Raw genomic sequence first — 19,176 nt, 5'->3', positions numbered from 1 at the left:
AGGTATTAAATATGCCAGCAGTAACTTATGAACATATAAAGACTTGTAAACAATCAGGCGCACGCTTAGGTATCGTTCACACACCACATGGTTCTTTTGAAACGCCGATGTTTATGCCAGTTGGTACAAAAGCAACCGTTAAAACAATGAGTCCTGAAGAATTACGCCAAATTGAAGCTAAAATTATACTTGGAAATACGTATCATTTGTGGTTACAACCTGGAAATGATATTATCAAACAAGCTGGGGGTCTACATAAGTTTATGAATTGGGATGGCCCAATTCTTACTGACTCAGGTGGTTTCCAAGTATTTAGTTTAAGTAATCTTCGTAAGATCAGTGAAGAAGGCGTTGAGTTTAGACATCATACGAATGGATCGAAATTATTTTTAAGTCCTGAGAAATCGATGGAGATTCAAAATGATTTAGGTTCAGATATTATGATGGCGTTCGATGAATGTCCACCTATGCCTTCAGAATATAAATATGTAAAAGACTCAATTGAACGTACGACACGATGGGCTGAACGTTGCTTAAAAGCGCATAAGCGTCCTGATGATCAAGCGCTCTTTGGTATTATCCAAGGTGGAGAATACAAGGATTTAAGAGAACAAAGTGCGAAAGAATTAGTTGCACTAGATTTCCCTGGATATGCAATCGGTGGCTTATCTGTAGGTGAACCTAAACCAGTAATGTACGAAATGGTTGAACATACTGTGCAATATATGCCAGATGATAAACCACGTTACCTTATGGGTGTAGGGTCTCCAGATGCGTTAATTGAGTGTAGTATACGTGGAATGGATATGTTTGACTGTGTTTTACCGACGCGTATCGCTAGAAATGGTACATGTATGACATCGAACGGAAGATTAGTGATTAAGAATGCTAAATATGCCAACGATTTTAAACCACTAGATGAAAATTGTGATTGCTACACATGTAAGAATTATTCACGCGCATATATCAGACATCTGATTAAAGCTGAAGAAACTTTCGGTATCCGTCTTACTACTATTCATAATTTACATTTTCTGCTAAAATTGATGGAAGATATTAGACAAGCGATTCGAGAAGATCGTCTTTTAGATTTTAAAGATGAATTCTTTGAACAATATGGGCTTAATGTAGAGAACCCTAAAAATTTCTAAATAAGGAGACAACATAATGAACGTTTCAGCGTTAATTTTACCTATAATTTTAATTATAGTATTTTATTTCTTTTTAATTCGACCTCAACAAAAACGTGCGAAAGAGCATCGTGAAATGATTAGTCGAATTGAATCAGGTCAACGTATTACTACAATTGGTGGTTTAAAAGGAACTGTTAAAGCTGTGGATGAAACTACAGTTGTTATTACAGTTAATGGTCATGGTACTGAAATGACTTTCGAAAAACCAGCGATTAAACAAGTAGACCCTTCTTAATATTAAGGGAGATACGAAATGAATTATCTAAAGCTGTCGACAGAGATGATCTTTGTTGACAGTTTTTTTAGTTTTAAAGGGTTAGGTGCAATGATCTTAATTTCACTAATAGATGTGGTATGTTAATATAGATAGGTCATGTAATAACTATGTAATTTTTTATTAACTTGCACATGGTTTATTAAAAGATTATTCTTAGTACATAAGTAAACAATGAGGTGTTCATGTGAAGAAATTTAGTAGGATAATTGCATTCATACTAATCGTAGCCGTTCTATTTGTTGGAATGGGGATGACTTACAAGAATGTAGTTAAAAATGTAAATCTCGGACTAGATTTACAAGGTGGATTCGAAGTGCTTTATCAAGTTAAACCACTTGATGGGGATAAAAAAATCGATGAAAAAGCCTTGCAATCTACTGCTAGAACTTTGGAAAACCGTGTCAACGTGCTAGGTGTTTCTGAACCTCACATTCAAGTTGAGGATCCAGATCGTATCAGAGTTCAATTAGCAGGTGTAAAAGATCCTGATGAGGCACGTAAAATATTATCTTCTCAGGCTAATTTAACGATTCGTGATGCTAATGACAAAGTTAAATTAACAGGTAAAGATATTGTACAAGGCTCAGCTAAGCAAGAATTCAAGCAAGGTACAAATGAGCCGGCAGTTACGTTTAAATTAAAAGACCGCGCAAAATTTAAAAAAGTAACAGAAGAAATTTCAAAAAAACAAGAAAACATGATGGTAGTTTGGCTTGATTTTAAAAAAGGAGATAGCTACCATAAAGAATTAGAAAAACCTGAAGACAAACGTAAATTCGTTTCAGCAGCGTCTGTTGATCAACCAATTAATTCTGATAGCGTTGAAATTTCAGGTGGCTTCCATGGTCAAGAAGGTGTGGAACGTGCTAAACAAATTGCAGAATTACTTAACGCAGGTTCTTTACCAGTTGACTTAAAAGAAATTTACTCTAATTCAGTAGGTGCACAATTTGGTCAAGACGCACTTGATAAAACTATATTTGCATCTGCAATTGGAGTAGCAATTATATACTTATTTATGGTAGGCTTCTACAGACTTCCAGGTATCGTTGCTATTATCGCATTAACAGTATATATTTACCTTACTTTAGTAGCATTTAACTTTATTTCTGGTGTGCTTACATTACCGGGATTAGCGGCACTTGTGCTTGGTGTAGGTATGGCGGTAGATGCGAATATTATCATGTATGAGCGGATAAAAGATGAATTGCGAATCGGTAGGACATTAAAACAGGCTTACTCTAAAGCAAATAAAAGTTCATTCTTAACTATCTTTGACTCGAACTTAACAACAGTAATTGCAGCTGGTGTGTTATTCTTCTTCGGTGAAAGCTCAGTTAAAGGTTTCGCAACAATGTTACTTTTAGGTATCTTGATGATATTTGTAACAGCCGTATTCTTATCAAGAGGTTTATTATCATTACTCGTATCTTCTAACTACTTTAAGAAGAAATTCTGGTTATTTGGTGTTAGTAAGAAGGATCGACATGATATTAATGAAGGCGTAGATGTTCATGATCTTAAAACCTCATACGAAAAATGGAATTTTGTAAAATTAGCAAAACCATTAATTGGATTTAGTATTTTAATCTTAATCGTTGGTATTGTTATATTGAGTATCTTCAAATTAAACCTAGGTATTGATTTTTCAGCAGGTACTAGAGTAGACATTGATTCTAATACGAAACTATCACAACCTAAAGTTGAACGTACGATGAAAGATTTAGGATTATCACCAGATCAAGTTCAAATTAATGGTAATGACAACAAACAAGCGACTGTTCAATTCAAAAAAGACTTATCTAAAAATAAAGTCGTAGAGTTAAATAAAAAAGTAAATGATGAGTATGGTCATAAACCAACAGTCAATACTGTATCACCTATGATTGGTCAAGAATTAGCTAAAAACGCAATGAAAGCACTTATATACGCTGCAATAGGTATTATTATCTATGTATCACTAAGATTCGAATGGAGAATGGGATTATCATCTGTTTTAGCATTGCTCCATGACGTCTTTATGATTGTTGCTTTATTCAGTTTATTCCGATTAGAAGTTGATATTACATTTATCGCAGCTGTACTAACCATTGTAGGTTATTCAATTAATGATACGATTGTTACATTCGACCGTGTAAGGGAGAACCTTCATAAAATTAAGGTTATTACTAAACTTGAACAAATCGATGAAATCGTCAATCGATCTATACGTCAAACAATGACACGTTCTATCAATACGGTATTAACTGTTATTGTGGTCGTAGTAGCGATTTTAATCTTTGGTGCATCAAGTTTATTTAACTTCTCATTAGCACTATTAATCGGATTAGTTTCTGGTGTATTCTCTTCAGTATTTATTGCTGTGCCATTATGGGGTATTATGAAAAAACGACAACTTAAGAAATCAGATAATGGTAAATTAACGGTATACAAAGAGAAAAAATCAAATGATGAAAAAATATTAGTATAAATTATAAGAGTAGAATGGTGAATTCAATTAGAATTCCGTTCTACTCTTTTTTAACGCTTTTAATAACTTAACGTTGATTACTTTTTATTTAGCTCAATTTTCGGTATAATGGCTTTTGGAAAAAGGGAGGATAATGACATGATTAAATCAAAATATAATTGGCTATATGAACCTCCAACACAATACATAGATGAAACATTAGCAAATAAACATCAATTAACACCTATTATAAAAAAAGTACTTGAAAGTAAATCCATTACTGAAGATGCGTCTATTAAAGCGATTTTAAATCAAACAGCCGTCAACCATGATCCTTGGTTATTAAGTGATATGGAAAAAGCGGTCAATCGAATTAATGAAGCTATAGATAAAAATGAACGCATTTTAGTATATGGTGATTATGATGCTGATGGTGTCACGTCTACGACTATATTGGTTAATACGTTAAAGACATTAGGTGCTGAGGTAGGTTGGTATATTCCGAATCGCTTCACAGAAGGTTATGGACCTAATGAACTTGCATTTAGAAATGCACATGACGAAGGTGTATCCCTAATCATAACTGTCGATAATGGTATACAAGGTCATAAAGAGATTGAAATGATACAAGAACTAGGCGTTGACGTTATTGTTACTGACCATCATGAAATTGGTCGAACGTTACCTTCAGCATATGCAATCGTGCACCCAATGCACCCGGAATATGATTATCCATTTCATTATTTGTGTGGTGCTGGCGTGGCGTATAAATTATCTCAAGTTTTATTGGATAATCCACCTAATTATTTTGTAGGCTTAGCTGCAATAGGAACGATTGCAGATTTAGTTTCATTGACTGACGAAAATCGTTCGATTGTAAAACAAGGATTAGCTTTGTTAAACGAAAGCTGTCCGATACAAATTAAAGCTTTACTTAACCAAGCGGGTTATAATGACACGATTAACGAAGAAACGATAGGTTTCATTATAGGACCCAGACTAAATGCAGTAGGCCGATTAGAAGATGCTTCGTTAGCAGCAGAATTATTAATGACAGAAGATGAAGAAGAAGCGGAATTTCTAGCGGAACAAGTTGAACATTTTAATATTGAACGTAAAGAGATAGTTGCTCAGATTACTGAAGAAGCATTAGCCATAGCCGAGGATAAAGTGAACAAGGGCAAACAATTTTTGTTATTAGCTAAAGAAGATTGGCATGAAGGTGTCCTTGGTATCGTAGCATCTAGAATAGTTGAAACCTATGGACTACCGACTTTGATGCTTAATATTGATTTAAAACAAAACCATGCTAAAGGGTCAGCACGAAGTATAGAGCAAGTATCTATGTTTGAAATTTTAAGTGCACATCAAGATTTAATTTCTAAATTCGGTGGTCACCATATGGCGGCTGGAATGACAATGGAAATTGATTATATTGAGTCGTTAGAGCAAGGATTAAATGAATGGATGCACCAATTATCAGAACATACGTCATTAGAGCCAAACAAACGTGTCGCAGTTAAATTAGAAGAGAATGATATTACGATTAACAATATTCGTGATATTCAAAGACTCAGTCCATTTGGTACGGATTTTGAGAAACCGTTATTAGAATTAGATGACAATGAAGTTGTAGATGTTAAAGCCATAGGCAAAGATAAAAACCACTTAAAATTAGTAACTGGGCAGTTGAAACTGCAAAGTTTATTTTGGCAAAATGGTGATTTAGCTACGCAAATAGAACTTGGTCAACCAATTAATCTTCTGGGTAATTTGCAAATCAACGAATGGAATGGTAATCAATCACCACAATTTATTATTCAAGATATTGCAACAAATAATGAACAAATATTAGACTATCGAAGTAAACGTAAACAATTGAATTTGGATCCTAATGATACTAATATTGCATTCTTGATTCATCCTAAAAAAGAAAAATTACATGATAATTACTATTATTATAGTGATAAAATAAATGGGGACCATGAAGTCGTTGTCTTAAGAGATTTACCACTTGATTTAGAGAGTTTAAAAATGAGTCTCGAAGAATTAAATTATTCTCAACTTTATTTAGTGTTACAACACCAACAATCAATCTATTTTGATGGTATGCCGACGACGACGCAATTCAAAAACTGTTATAAAGCACTAATAACTAAAAAAGAAACAAATTTAGAACAAGAAGGCATGTTATTATGTCAATTTCTAGATGTAAAGCCTAACATTTTAAAATTTATGCTAAAAGTATTTTTTGAGTTAGGTTTTGTAACAGAGGAAAATGGTATAATTAAAATTAAAGATAATCCTAATAAACAAAATATTGAAACAAGTCGTGTTTATCAACTAAGACAATCAAGAATGGAAGTTGAGAAACTTCTTCTTTATGATGATTTTACGCAACTAAAAACTTGGATTAAATCACAAAAGGGTTAGATTATAGGAGGAAATAGATAAATGGATTTAAAGCAATATGTTTCGGAAGTGCAAGATTGGCCAAAACCGGGAGTAAGTTTCAAAGATATAACTACAATCATGGATAATGGAGAAGCTTATGGTTATGCTACCGATCAAATTGTAAAATATGCTAAAGACAGAGATGTAGATGTTGTTGTAGGTCCAGAAGCTAGAGGATTTATCATTGGATGTCCAGTAGCGTATTCAATGGGTATTGGTTTTGCGCCAGTTAGAAAAGAAGGTAAGTTACCTCGTGAGGTCATTCGCTACGAATATGACTTAGAGTACGGAACAAATGTTTTAACGATGCATAATGATGCAATTAAACCAGGTCAACGTGTGCTTATCACAGATGATTTGTTAGCAACTGGAGGTACGATTGAAGCTGCAATTAAATTAGTTGAAAAGCTTGGCGGTATCGTTGTTGGAATTGCATTTATTATTGAACTTAAATATTTAAATGGTATTGAAAAAATTAAAGATTATGACGTTATGAGCTTAATTTCATACGATGAATAATTGACTAGCGTACGACATAAGCGTTGCGCATGTTGATTAATTCTTGCGTAATAAGTGGGAGTGGGATAATGAATTCGAAAGGAATTCTATCTTATTCCCACTTTTTGTTACTAAAATAAACGACTTGTTTTTGTTTTAGTGTAACACCATTTATTTATTTAAAAACTTGTAGTATCATAGAACTATTATTTATATAATTGTTAAAGCTTTTATAGTTCTTTTAACATTTGATAAAATTAAAGTAATACTCGCATTTCTATATCGAAATAGATGATATACTCGGATTAAAGAAGGACAATGTATGTTTTCTTAATTTTCAAAAATTCGAATATTGGTTGAGTATTTGAAATACAAATGAGTTGGGGTGTCATATATTGAATAACGAGTATCCATATAGCGCTGACGAGGTGCTAAATAAAGCTAAATCATATTTATCAACTGATGATTATCAATACGTCTTAAAAAGTTACCATATCGCTTATGAAGCTCATCAAGGCCAGTTTCGTAAAAATGGTCTTCCGTATATCATGCATCCTATTCAAGTAGCGGGCATACTTACAGAAATGCGTTTAGATGGTCCAACGATTGTTGCTGGATTTCTTCATGATGTTATAGAGGATACACCATATACATTTGATGATGTGAAGGATATGTTTAATGAGGAAATCGCACGAATTGTGGATGGCGTAACTAAACTAAAAAAAGTAAAATATCGTTCTAAAGAAGAACAACAAGCAGAAAATCATCGTAAATTATTTATTGCAATCGCAAAAGATGTTCGAGTCATACTTGTTAAACTAGCAGATAGATTACACAATATGAGAACATTAAAAGCGATGGCCCGAGAAAAACAAGTGCGTATTTCAAAAGAAACATTAGAAATTTATGCACCATTAGCGCATCGTTTAGGTATTAATACAATTAAATGGGAATTAGAAGATACTGCGTTACGATACATAGATAGTGTTCAGTATTTCCGTATTGTTAATTTAATGAAAAAGAAACGTAGTGAAAGAGAAGCATATATCGCAAACGCTATAGATAAAATTCAAACAGAAATGGTGAAAATGGATATCACTGGTGACATTAGTGGTAGACCGAAACATATTTATAGTATTTATCGTAAAATGATGAAACAGAAAAAGCAGTTTGATCAAATATTCGATTTATTAGCTATTCGCGTAATAGTTAATTCAATTAATGATTGTTATGCAATATTAGGATTAGTTCATACGTTATGGAAACCAATGCCTGGACGATTTAAAGATTATATTGCAATGCCTAAACAAAATATGTATCAATCGCTTCATACAACAGTAGTTGGACCAAATGGAGACCCATTGGAAATTCAAATTAGAACGTATGAAATGCATGAAATTGCAGAACATGGTGTTGCTGCGCATTGGGCATATAAAGAGGGTAAAACCGTCAATGAAAAGAACCAAGATTTCCAAAACAAATTGAATTGGTTAAAAGAATTAGCTGAAGCCGACCATACTTCATCTGATGCACAAGAATTTATGGAATCATTGAAGTATGATTTGCAAAGCGATAAAGTATATGCGTTTACACCTGCAAGTGATGTTATCGAATTACCTTATGGTGCTGTTCCAATTGATTTCGCCTATGCCATTCATAGTGAAGTCGGTAATAAAATGATTGGTGCTAAAGTAAACGGTAAAATTGTCCCAATTGATTATGTCCTACAAACTGGAGATATTATTGAAATTCGCACCAGCAAGCATTCGTATGGGCCAAGTAGAGATTGGCTCAAAATAGTTAAATCATCAAGTGCTAAAAGTAAAATTAAAGGATTCTTTAAAAAGCAAGACCGTTCCTCTAACATTGAAAAAGGTAAATTTATGGTTGAAGCTGAAATTAAGGAACAAGGCTTTAGAGTAGATGATATTTTAACGGATAAAAATATTGAAGTCGTCAATGAAAAATATAATTTTGCTAATGACGACGATTTATTTGCTGCTGTTGGTTTTGGTGGTGTAACAGCACTTCAAGTTGTGAATAAATTAACGGAAAGACAACGGATACAAGACAAGCAAAAAGCACTTAACGAAGCACAAGAAGTGATTAAGTCATTACCAATCAAAGAAGATATCATTACGGATAGTGGTGTTTATGTTGAAGGTATTGAGAACGTATTAATCAAACTCTCAAAATGTTGTAATCCAATCCCAGGAGATGATATTGTAGGTTATATCACTAAGGGACATGGCATTAAAGTACATCGCACGGATTGTCCAAATGTTAAAAATGAAACAGAGCGATTAATCGCAGTTGAATGGGTAAAATCTAAAGATTCAACACAACGATACCAAGTTGACCTAGAGGTAAGTGCTTATGATCGTAATGGTTTATTAAATGAAGTAATACAAGCTGTTAATTCTACAGTTGGAAGTATTATCAAAATTAATGGACGTTCTGATACAGATAAAAATGCAATTATCACAATTAGTGTTATGGTACGTAACGTTAATGATGTCTTCCGTGTTGTGGAGAAACTTAAACAACTAAGTGATGTATACACTGTAAGTAGAGTATGGAATTAATGAGGTGCTATTAATATGAGAGTAGTTGTACAAAGAGTAAAAAGAGCAGCAGTTACAAATGACAGCATTCATAATGAAATAGACAAAGGTTATTGCTTGCTAGTTGGTATAGGTAAGGAAACAACTGAAGCCGACATAGAAGCAGTTGCTAAAAAAATCATAAATGCACGTTTGTTTGAAGATGATAATGGCAAACTTAATTTAAATATTCAACAGGTGGATGGTCAAATTTTATCTATTTCACAATTTACGTTATATGCTGACGTCCGCAAGGGTAATCGACCTGGATTTTCAAATTCAAAGAACCCTGAAGAAGCCAATGTGTTATATGAAAAATTTAACACTGTCTTAAGATCGTACGATGTTGAAGTGCAAACTGGTGAATTTGGCACGGACATGGAAGTTGAAATTATAAATGATGGTCCAGTTACGATTATTTATGAAAGTCAGGATGGCAAAATAATATGAATAAAATAGATGCATGGTTATCTAAACATGATCTTAAAAATCTAACAACATTGGTTGTTGTATGCGCATTTATATTATTTTTAATTTTATTATATATGCTTATGAATCATAGTGATCAAGGAAGCAATAGAATTACAGTTTCTGAAGATGCTGAATTACTTACTGGTCCAAATGCCGCCTATCCTGTGATTTATCATGTCGATAAAGGCGACACATTCACAAGATTAGGTAAATCTGGTAAATGGATAGAAGTTGAAAGTAGAGATGGCACTGAAAAGGGATGGATAGCTGGATGGCATACAAGCTTAAATATTGAAGCGGATGCTAACAAGAATGAAAACCCTTTGAAAAATAAGGTCATTGTCTTAGACCCTGGACATGGAGGCAATGACCAAGGTGCATCCAGTAATACTACAAAAAAGAGTTTAGAGAAGAATTATACTTTGAAAACTGCAAAAGAATTGAAGCGTGCACTTGAAAAAGCAGGTGCAACAGTAAAGTTAACGAGATCAGATGATACTTATGTTAGTCTAGATGATAGAAAAATGAATGGTGATGCTTTTATCAGTATACATAATGATTCTCTTGATAGTCCTAATGCAAATGGTGCAACGGTTTATTGGTATAAAGATAATCAGGAAACATTAGCAGAGACGTTGAATGCTAATATACAAAAGAAAGCATTATTGTCTAATAGGGGCACACGACAAGAGAACTTCCAAGTACTTAGACAAACGAATAAGCCAGCTGTATTATTAGAGCTTGGTTATATTAGTAATCCAACTGATGAAGTAATGATCAGAGATCAAATCCATAGACAAGTTGTAGAAGAAGCTGTTGTTGATGGATTAAAACAATATTTTGCATCTTAAAGCTTGCAAACTATACATAAACTCGTTATCATAGTTATTGAACTTTATAATTAATACCGATATGATTCTTGAAAGTATAAATGAAAGAGACAACAATTCATATAATTGTGTAGAGATATAATCCTTGGCTGGAAGATTATACTGAGTAATTTATAACTTTGAACACAAGAACAGGTGCTTTAATAGATTAAGCCGATTGACGTACGTTACGCGTTTTGAGTGGTAACTTAGTTTAAGAAATAGACTTCGTTACAATTAGGGTGGCAACACGGCGATTCGTCCCTTGTATAGTAGTTATACTATATAAGGGGCTTTTTTTATTAAAGAGAGTTTAAAAAAGAAAATGAAGGAGTGATTGTGTGATTAGAATTCCTAGAGGTACACAAGACATCTTACCTGAAGAGTCTAGTAAGTGGCGCTATATAGAAAACCAATTAGACGAATTAATGAAATTATACAATTATAAAGAAATACGCACACCTATTTTTGAAAGTACAGATTTGTTCGCTCGTGGCGTCGGCGATTCTACAGATGTCGTACAAAAAGAAATGTACACGTTCAAAGATAAAGGTGATAGAAGTATAACATTAAGACCAGAAGGAACAGCAGCAGTTGTGCGTTCTTATATTGAAAATAAAATGCAAGGGTTACCAAATCAACCTGTCAAATTATACTATAATGGCCCAATGTTTAGATACGAACGTAAGCAAAAAGGGCGTTATCGTCAATTTAATCAATTTGGTGTTGAAGCAATTGGTGCTGAAAATCCAAGTATGGATGCCGAAGTTTTAGCAATGGTGATGCATATATATGAATCATTTGGCTTAAAACATCTAAAATTAGTTATCAATAGTATTGGTGATGCTGATTCACGTAAAGAATATAATGAAGCACTGATTCGTCATTTCGAACCAGTTATTGATACGTTTTGTGATGATTGTAAATCAAGACTGCATACTAATCCGATGAGAATATTGGATTGTAAAGTAGATAGAGATAAAGAAGCGGTTAAAAATGCGCCGAGAATCACTGACTATTTAAATGAAGAGTCAAAAGCTTATTATGATGAGGTCAAAAGTCATTTGGATCGTTTAGGTATTTCATATGTAGAAGATCCAAATCTTGTACGTGGACTTGATTATTATACACACACTGCTTTTGAATTAATGATGGACAATCCTAATTATGACGGTGCTATAACTACTTTATGTGGCGGTGGTCGTTATAATGGATTACTTGAACTATTAGATGGACCAAGTCAAACAGGTATTGGTTTCGCATTAAGTATCGAAAGATTGTTGTTAGCACTTGAAGAAGAAGGCATTGAACTTAACGTTGAGGATGAGTTTGATTTATTTATTGTTACAATGGGCGAAGAAGCTGAAAGATATAGTGTTAAGCTTTTAAATCAATTGAGAAAAGCCGGTGTTAGAGCCGATAAAGACTATTTGCAACGTAAAATAAAAGGCCAAATGAAACAAGCCGATCGTTTAAATGCTAAATATACAGTTGTCATTGGTGATCAAGAACTCGAGAATGAAACGATTGATGTTAAAGACATGACGACTGGTGAATCTGAAACAATTAAGTTAACAAACTTAGTGAATTATTTTCAAAACAAAAAATAAATGATTATAAAAGGAGAATATAAATGAGTAAAAGAACAACATATTGTGGTTTGGTTACAGAAGAACTTTTAGATCAAAAAGTTACTTTAAAAGGTTGGGTTCATAATCGTCGTGATTTAGGCGGTTTAATCTTTGTAGACTTACGTGACCGTGAAGGTATTGTGCAAATTGTATTTAACCCTGATTTCTCTGAGGAAGCATTGAGTATTGCTGAGACAGTTAGATCTGAATATGTCGTTGAAGTTGAAGGTACAGTAACTAAAAGAGATGAAGATACTGTAAATCCTAAAATTAAAACGGGACAGGTAGAAGTTCAAGTTTCAAAAATTACAATTATTAATAAATCAGACACACCACCATTTTCAATCAATGAAGAAAATCAAAATGTCGATGAAAATATTCGTTTAAAATATCGCTATTTAGATCTTAGACGTCCAGAGTTAGCACAAACATTTAAAATGAGACATCAAACAACACGTTCTATTCGCGAATATTTAGATAATAATGGCTTTTTCGATATCGAAACGCCTGTTTTAACGAAATCTACGCCAGAAGGTGCGAGAGATTATTTAGTACCTTCTCGTGTACATGAAGGTGAATTTTATGCTTTACCACAATCACCACAATTGTTTAAACAATTATTAATGATTAGTGGCTTTGATAAATACTATCAAATCGTTAAATGTTTCCGAGATGAAGATTTACGTGCTGATCGTCAGCCAGAATTCACTCAAGTCGATATTGAAATGAGTTTCGTTGATCAAGAAGACATCATCGAGATGGGTGAAGAGATGTTACGTAAAGTTGTAAAAGATGTTAAAGGTATTGATGTTCAAGGTCCTTTCCCTAGAATGACTTACGAAGAAGCAATGAGACGTTATGGCTCAGATAAGCCAGATACACGTTTTGACATGGAACTTAAAGATGTATCACAATTAGGTCGAGAAATGGACTTTAAAGTATTTAAAGATACTGTTGAAAATAATGGTGAAGTAAAAGCAATAGTAGCAAAAGGTGCTGCTGATAACTATACTCGTAAAGATATGGATGCATTAACAGAGTTTGTTAATATTTATGGTGCAAAAGGGCTTGCATGGGTGAAAGTTGTTGAGGAAGGATTAAGTGGTCCTATTGCGCGTTTCTTTGAAGATGCGAATGTATCAACATTAAAAGAACTTACACAAGCTGAACCAGGAGACTTAGTAATGTTTGTTGCTGATAAGCCTAATGTAGTAGCTCAAAGTTTAGGCGCTTTACGTATTAAAATTGCTAAAGAGCTAAATCTAATTGATGAAACAAAACTTAATTTCCTATGGGTAACAGATTGGCCATTACTAGAATACGATGAAGATGCTAAACGTTATGTTGCAGCGCATCATCCATTTACATCTCCTAAACAAGAGGATATTAGTAAATTAGATTCAGAGCCTGAAAATGCACAAGCGAATGCATATGATATTGTCTTAAATGGTTATGAATTAGGTGGCGGTTCAATCAGAATTGCTGATGGTGAATTACAAGAAAAAATGTTCGAAGTACTAGGATTTACTAAAGAACAAGCAAGAGAACAATTTGGTTTCCTATTAGATGCATTTAAATATGGTGCACCGCCACATGGTGGTATTGCTTTAGGTTTAGACCGTTTAGTTATGTTATTAACGAATCGTACAAACTTACGTGATACAATTGCATTCCCTAAAACTGCGTCTGCAACATGCTTACTAACAGACGCACCAGGTGAAGTTTCTGACAAGCAATTAGAAGAATTATCATTACGTATTCGTCATTAAACTAAATAGTGTTTATTATAGTCATCAAAATCGTTAGCGATTTTGGTGGCTTTTTTAAAATTTAAATTATTTGAGATATACGTTTATTGATTTATAACAACTATAATTATATTATGTAAACTTATAATGTTTAAATTTTTAGGTTCACAAAAAATACATTTCTACACAAGCAATAAGGATTTCCTTATCTTGGTCTCTGTGGTAATATATTCATATAAGGTAGTCATCTGTATTGTTCGTATGTTTGCTTTTTATTTGGGCCTAACACTTTTTGATCAGGGAGCCCAATAGGTTTTCTTGCAGCGCACACGCCTCAATTGGAGGACTTGCAAAACAAGAAACAGGGCACCCACCTGTATATAGCAGGCCGAATGATCAAGCTTTTTATAACTACGGCAATTACGGACTCTACCGGTACGCAAGGCTTTTTAAGTCTTGCGTATTTTTATTTGTCTTTTTCTGTTAATATTAAATTATCGTATTGTTTTTATAAAGGAGTTTAAAATGAAACATCAATTTTCAAGAAATGAATTAGCATATGGACAAGAAGGTTTAGATTTATTAAAAGAGAAAACAGTAGTTGTCCTTGGTGTAGGTGGTGTAGGCTCATTTGCTGCAGAAGCATTAGCACGAACTAATATTGGTCATATCATTTTAATCGACAAAGATGATGTAGATATTACTAATGTCAATCGTCAAATACATGCACTTACAACAACCATTGGACAAAGTAAAGTCACATTGATGGAAGAACGGATTAAATTAATTAATCCTGAATGTAAAGTGACACCACTTCATATGTTTTATACTGAAGAGACATATGAAGAACTGTTCAATAACTATGATATTGATTACTTTATCGATGCGAGTGATACAATTATTTATAAAGTGCATTTAATGAAAGAATGTTTAGAGAGAAATATTAAAGTGATTTCAAGTATGGGTGCAGCTAATAAAACGGATCCTACACGTTTCCGAATTGCTGATATTTCGAAAACATTTATGGATCCTATGGCTAAAATTATTCGAAATAAATTAAAACGTCAAGGGATAAAAAAAGGCGTGCCGGTTGTATTTTCTGATGAAAGTCCAATTGTAATTCGTGAAGATGTTAAGGCTACAGTTGGAGATGCTAACGCTATTAATCGTAAAGGACAAATGCCACCGTCATCTAACGCATTTGTACCTAGCACGGTTGGATTAATTTGTGCTAGTTATGTTGTGAATGATATTTTAAAAAACATTCCTGTTCGACGTATTAAGGATAAAGGTAACTTATAAATATAAAGACTATGAATCAAACGAAATGCCAGTAATACATTGCATTGGCTTCGTGTAATTCATAGTCTTTTGTTATTTTTGATTTCTTAAATTATCATATATAGTTTTAAATTGTTGTTCACTTTTAGAGGTTGTTTTAGGTTGATAATAGATTTTATCTTTCAGTTTATCAGGTAAATACTGTTGGACGACATGACCATTCTCATAGTTGTGAGGATACTTATAACCAGTGGCGCGACCTAACGCTTTAGCACCAGTATAATGGCCATCTCGTAAATGATTCGGTATTTGACCTATATTTCCTTGGCGGATGTCGCTTAGTGCATTATCAATTGATGTAATAGCTGAATTTGATTTAGGCGATAACGAGAGCTCAATAACTGCTTGACTAAGTGGAATTCTCGCTTCTGGAAATCCTAATCGCTCTGCTGATTGAATAGCTGCAAGGGTTCGTTGTCCTGCATTAGGGGAAGCTAAGCCTACATCTTCGTAACTAATGACTAATAAGCGTCTAACAATTGTTGGTAAATCTCCAGCTTCAATTAACCTTGCCAAATAATGAAGTGCGGCATTAACATCACTACCTCTAATCGATTTTTGAAACGCACTCATAACATCATAATGCATATCTCCATCTTTATCACTGACAAACGCACCTTTTTGAAGACAATCTTTAGCATCCTCAAGTGTGATATGTCTATTTTCATCAACTATTGGTGAGCTTAAGACAGCCAACTCAAGCGCATTCAATGCACTTCTAACATCACCTTGGCTTTGAGTAGCAAAATAGTCTAATGCATCTTCATCAACTACAGGTTTATAGTCAGCTAATCCACGTTCTGAATCACTAAGTGCTCTCTCAATAGCAAGTCGCACATCATTGTGATCTAAAGCGTATAACTCAAATATTTGAGCTCTAGAACGAATAGCGGGATTAATAGCATGGTAAGGGTTAGAGGTTGTCGCTCCAATTAAAACGATTTTGCCATTCTCTAAATGAGGTAATAAAAAATCTTGCTTAGCTTTATCTAATCGGTGAATTTCATCTAATAAAAGAATGACTTGTCCGGACATCTTGGCTTCTTCAACAACCATTTGCATATCTTTTTTTGAATTAGTAACCGCATTTAATTGTCTAAATTTATATTCAGTACTACCAGAAATTGCTTTCGCGATACTTGTTTTACCAATTCCTGGTGGCCCGTAAAATATCATTGAAGATAATCTCTTAGTTTCAACCATACGTCTAATGATGCCTCTAGGTCCCACTAGATGTTGTTGAGAGATTATCTCATCGATATTAGTAGGTCTCATTCTTGAGGCTAAAGGTTCAGTAGTCACGATTTTCACACCTTTCTATTACTATCTTAACTGAAAAAATGCTAGAATGGTATTATATATTATTCGAATTAAGTGAGGTTATGTTATGAAGATATCAACGAAAGGGAGATATGGCTTAACTTTAATGATTTCCCTTGCTAAAAGAGAAGGGCAAGGATGCGTATCTTTAAAGTCAATTGCTGAAGAGAATAGTTTGAGTGATTTATATCTCGAACAATTAGTTGGCCCTTTAAGAAATGCTGGTTTAATTCGAAGTGTTCGTGGTGCTAAAGGTGGTTATCAACTAAGAGTACCAGCTGACGAAATTAAAGCAGGCGATATTATTCGCTTATTAGAAGGTCCTATAACAATAGTAGAAAGTATTGAATCAGAACCACCTGCACAAAAACAGTTATGGTTACGTATGAGAGATGCAGTTAGAGAAGTATTAGATAATACCACTTTAAAATATTTAGCAGATTATGTTGAAACTGATGATAAACTTGATGGTTACATGTTTTATATTTAATTTTAAATAAATGTTTATAATAAGTTGTAAGTGGTAAACAGATATTACAACAGTATAGATACATTGATTTATTGATTTTTTGTATCTCAGAATGCACGCAATACTTGATCGATAATTATTCTTAAATTTGAAAGGAGAATTTCATTATGGGATTCATGGATAAAGCGAAAGATGCAGCAGAAAAATTTAAAAATAGCGATAACGAACAAGTTAATAAAGCTAAAGATAAAATCAATGAATATACTGAAAAAGGCAACGATGATAAAAAAGAAGATAAATAATTAAATTTTCAAGTACAGGATAACATTCCTAAAAATATAGCCAGTAAAAGCGACATTGTGATGTGCTTTTACTGGCTTATTTATATATGCTACTACGTTTTTGGCATACTTTTTGATAAGGATTTACATAACGATGTTTCATGATTTATTTTTCAATGCCACGCTTTAATCAATTATTAAGGGTTACCTAAAAACATATAAAGAAGGGCACTGAATCCAAATTGATTATTGTTCCACTCTCAAATTAAATTCTATATGCCCATAATGATTTTAATTACTTTACGTTACTTTATATACCAATTATTGGTTTAATTTTTCGATTACATTGTGTAAACGTTTAAAGGATTCAAATTGTTTATCTTGATCATAAATATAACTAATGCCCATTAATTCATCAATTTCTCCATATTCCTCAATAAATGATTCTAATTTTTCTTTTACGGTTTCTTCAGAACCTATTAATGAATCGTTGAATCTTTGTTGAGCCATTTCATATTCTCTAGGTGTTAAAAGTGTTTGTAAATCATTTGTCGGTGGTTGTACTGGCTGCATTCTACCACGCGCAATGCCAATAAATACTTGTGCTAAAGTACTTGCTAAGTATTCGGCTTCTTCATCGGTTTCGGCTACAATCGCATTTAAACATACAATCATATATGGTTTATCTAACACATCTGAAGGTTCGAACAACTCTTTGTAAATTTGCATAGCCTCTTTCATTTGTTGCGGTGCAAAATGACCTGCAAAAACATACGGTAATCCTTTACGTGCAGCTAAATGCGCTGAATCTGTAGAAGAACCCAAAATATATAATGGTACATTTTTACCTACTGCTGGATACGCTCTTACATAAGCTTGTTTGTTACCAGGTCCGAAATAAGTTTGTAATTGTTCAACTTCTTCAGGGAATTCGTAAACACCATTATGTTGATCACGTCGTAACGCACTTGCAGTCATCATATCTGTACCTGGTGCTCTTCCTAAGCCTAAATCAACTCTATGTGGAAAGAGTGTCTCCATTGTTCCAAATTGTTCAGCAACAATCAATGGCGCATGGTTTGGCAACATGATACCTCCAGAACCAACTTTGATACGGTGTGTGTGTTCAAGTGCATGTTGAATTAATAGAGAAGTAGCAGAACTTACTAAATTAGGTGCATTATGATGTTCTGCAATCCAATAACGCTCATAATTAAGTGAATCTAGTTCTTGAGCTAAACTAACCATGTCCTCAATGGCCTCTTTATCACTTTGACCTTCTCTAATTGGAACTAAATTTAATGCAGATACCTTAATATTACCCACAAATTTCATCTCCTCAAATATATTTAGTATGCTTAAGTTTAACAAGAGCAATGATAGAGTGATATTGAAATGCTCAAAGTTGCAAAAATTATAAAATTAAGTTAACTTTCGTTAATCATAATACAGAGGATGGGACATAAATAGTATAAAGAAGCTATTTTGCAAATTCGCAGTAGCTGACTGAACTGAGAAGGCGCTTTAATCAAACTTTTCTCAGTTCTAGTCATCCTTGCGGGCGGGGCCCCA

General features: G+C 33.5%; 15 protein-coding genes and 1 other RNA gene. 14 read left to right on the top strand and 2 right to left on the bottom strand.

The annotated features are described in order from the left end of the window. Positions 1 to 11: 11 nt before the first annotated feature. The 12 genes from tgt to JVV30_RS05625 all read left to right on the top strand — a co-directional run bounded on the left by tgt (position 12) and on the right by JVV30_RS05625 (position 15,495). Positions 12 to 1,151, top strand: a complete 1,140-nt coding sequence (tgt, locus tag JVV30_RS05680; protein ID WP_070854918.1) for a tRNA guanosine(34) transglycosylase Tgt — start codon at positions 12 to 14, stop codon at positions 1,149 to 1,151. Positions 1,152 to 1,167: 16 nt separating this feature from the next. Beyond that, positions 1,168 to 1,428 carry a preprotein translocase subunit YajC gene (yajC, locus tag JVV30_RS05675; RefSeq protein ID WP_011275581.1) on the top strand — a complete coding sequence of 87 codons (261 nt, stop codon included), beginning with the start codon at positions 1,168 to 1,170 and terminating at the stop codon, positions 1,426 to 1,428. 226 nt (positions 1,429 to 1,654) lie between these two features. Beyond that, a complete protein-coding gene (gene secDF, locus JVV30_RS05670; protein WP_204193642.1) occupies positions 1,655 to 3,940 on the top strand; it encodes a protein translocase subunit SecDF in 2,286 nt (761 codons plus the stop codon). A 138-nt stretch (positions 3,941 to 4,078) separates the two neighbouring features. Next, complete coding sequence (gene recJ, locus JVV30_RS05665; RefSeq protein WP_204193641.1) at positions 4,079 to 6,352, top strand: single-stranded-DNA-specific exonuclease RecJ; 2,274 nt, start codon at positions 4,079 to 4,081, stop codon at positions 6,350 to 6,352. A 21-nt stretch (positions 6,353 to 6,373) separates the two neighbouring features. Then, entirely contained in the window at positions 6,374 to 6,892 is a 519-nt protein-coding gene (locus JVV30_RS05660) for an adenine phosphoribosyltransferase (protein WP_053029568.1), read from the top strand. 374 nt (positions 6,893 to 7,266) lie between these two features. Continuing rightward, the gene (locus JVV30_RS05655) at positions 7,267 to 9,456 is read left to right on the top strand and encodes a RelA/SpoT family protein (RefSeq protein WP_053029567.1); all 2,190 of its coding nucleotides are present in this window, start codon (positions 7,267 to 7,269) and stop codon (positions 9,454 to 9,456) included. Positions 9,457 to 9,471: 15 nt separating this feature from the next. Next, complete coding sequence (gene dtd / locus JVV30_RS05650; protein ID WP_070854921.1) at positions 9,472 to 9,924, top strand: D-aminoacyl-tRNA deacylase; 453 nt, start codon at positions 9,472 to 9,474, stop codon at positions 9,922 to 9,924. After that, positions 9,921 to 10,796 (top strand): N-acetylmuramoyl-L-alanine amidase family protein, encoded by an 876-nt coding sequence (locus JVV30_RS05645; protein ID WP_070854922.1) that lies wholly within the window; start codon positions 9,921 to 9,923, stop codon positions 10,794 to 10,796. Before dtd ends, JVV30_RS05645 begins: the two co-directional genes overlap by 4 nt. Before the next feature lie 359 nt (positions 10,797 to 11,155). Further along, a complete protein-coding gene (gene hisS / locus JVV30_RS05640; protein WP_070854923.1) occupies positions 11,156 to 12,424 on the top strand; it encodes a histidine--tRNA ligase in 1,269 nt (422 codons plus the stop codon). A gap of 23 nt (positions 12,425 to 12,447) precedes the next feature. Further along, positions 12,448 to 14,214, top strand: coding sequence for an aspartate--tRNA ligase (gene aspS / locus JVV30_RS05635; protein ID WP_053029563.1), 1,767 nt, complete (start codon positions 12,448 to 12,450; stop codon positions 14,212 to 14,214). 221 nt (positions 14,215 to 14,435) lie between these two features. Continuing rightward, positions 14,436 to 14,626, top strand: a non-coding RNA gene (gene ssrS / locus JVV30_RS05630) — 6S RNA. Between the two features lie 92 nt (positions 14,627 to 14,718). Beyond that, positions 14,719 to 15,495, top strand: a complete 777-nt coding sequence (locus JVV30_RS05625) for a tRNA threonylcarbamoyladenosine dehydratase (protein WP_053029562.1) — start codon at positions 14,719 to 14,721, stop codon at positions 15,493 to 15,495. Positions 15,496 to 15,567: 72 nt separating this feature from the next. Here JVV30_RS05625 and JVV30_RS05620 read toward each other — a convergent pair whose 3' ends face one another. Further along, on the bottom strand, positions 15,568 to 16,836 hold the full coding sequence (locus JVV30_RS05620) for a replication-associated recombination protein A (RefSeq protein ID WP_070854924.1): 1,269 nt from the start codon (positions 16,834 to 16,836) through the stop codon (positions 15,568 to 15,570). Between the two features lie 85 nt (positions 16,837 to 16,921). Here JVV30_RS05620 and cymR point away from each other — a divergent pair, with 85 nt between their 5' ends. Further along, a complete protein-coding gene (gene cymR / locus JVV30_RS05615) occupies positions 16,922 to 17,344 on the top strand; it encodes a cysteine metabolism transcriptional regulator CymR (RefSeq protein ID WP_033080142.1) in 423 nt (140 codons plus the stop codon). Positions 17,345 to 17,490: 146 nt separating this feature from the next. Beyond that, positions 17,491 to 17,625 (top strand): SAS049 family protein, encoded by a 135-nt coding sequence (locus JVV30_RS13420; protein ID WP_254613586.1) that lies wholly within the window; start codon positions 17,491 to 17,493, stop codon positions 17,623 to 17,625. Between the two features lie 300 nt (positions 17,626 to 17,925). Here the strand turns inward: JVV30_RS13420 and JVV30_RS05610 are convergent, their stop codons facing one another. Beyond that, positions 17,926 to 18,939 carry an LLM class flavin-dependent oxidoreductase gene (locus tag JVV30_RS05610; protein ID WP_176747950.1) on the bottom strand — a complete coding sequence of 338 codons (1,014 nt, stop codon included), beginning with the start codon at positions 18,937 to 18,939 and terminating at the stop codon, positions 17,926 to 17,928. Between the last annotated feature and the right edge of the window lie 237 nt (positions 18,940 to 19,176).

It is taken from the genome of Staphylococcus sp. GDY8P47P (assembly GCF_016892225.1).
GTDB classification, from domain to species: Bacteria; Bacillota; Bacilli; order Staphylococcales; family Staphylococcaceae; genus Staphylococcus; species Staphylococcus borealis.
This window is presented reverse-complemented; position numbering and strand designations above follow the sequence as displayed.

Bases quoted from the DNA above. Each gene is read 5' to 3' on its own strand.
- tgt (WP_070854918.1), top strand. From the start codon at position 12: ATGCCAGCAGTAACTTATGAACATATAAAGACTTGTAAACAATCAGGC.
- yajC (WP_011275581.1), top strand. From the start codon at position 1,168: ATGAACGTTTCAGCGTTAATTTTACCTATAATTTTAATTATAGTATTT.
- recJ (WP_204193641.1), top strand. From the start codon at position 4,079: ATGATTAAATCAAAATATAATTGGCTATATGAACCTCCAACACAATAC.
- JVV30_RS05660 (WP_053029568.1), top strand. From the start codon at position 6,374: ATGGATTTAAAGCAATATGTTTCGGAAGTGCAAGATTGGCCAAAACCG.
- dtd (WP_070854921.1), top strand. From the start codon at position 9,472: ATGAGAGTAGTTGTACAAAGAGTAAAAAGAGCAGCAGTTACAAATGAC.
- JVV30_RS05645 (WP_070854922.1), top strand. From the start codon at position 9,921: ATGAATAAAATAGATGCATGGTTATCTAAACATGATCTTAAAAATCTA.
- aspS (WP_053029563.1), top strand. From the start codon at position 12,448: ATGAGTAAAAGAACAACATATTGTGGTTTGGTTACAGAAGAACTTTTA.
- JVV30_RS05625 (WP_053029562.1), top strand. From the start codon at position 14,719: ATGAAACATCAATTTTCAAGAAATGAATTAGCATATGGACAAGAAGGT.
- cymR (WP_033080142.1), top strand. From the start codon at position 16,922: ATGAAGATATCAACGAAAGGGAGATATGGCTTAACTTTAATGATTTCC.
- JVV30_RS13420 (WP_254613586.1), top strand. From the start codon at position 17,491: ATGGGATTCATGGATAAAGCGAAAGATGCAGCAGAAAAATTTAAAAAT.
- JVV30_RS05610 (WP_176747950.1), bottom strand. From the start codon at position 18,939: ATGAAATTTGTGGGTAATATTAAGGTATCTGCATTAAATTTAGTTCCA.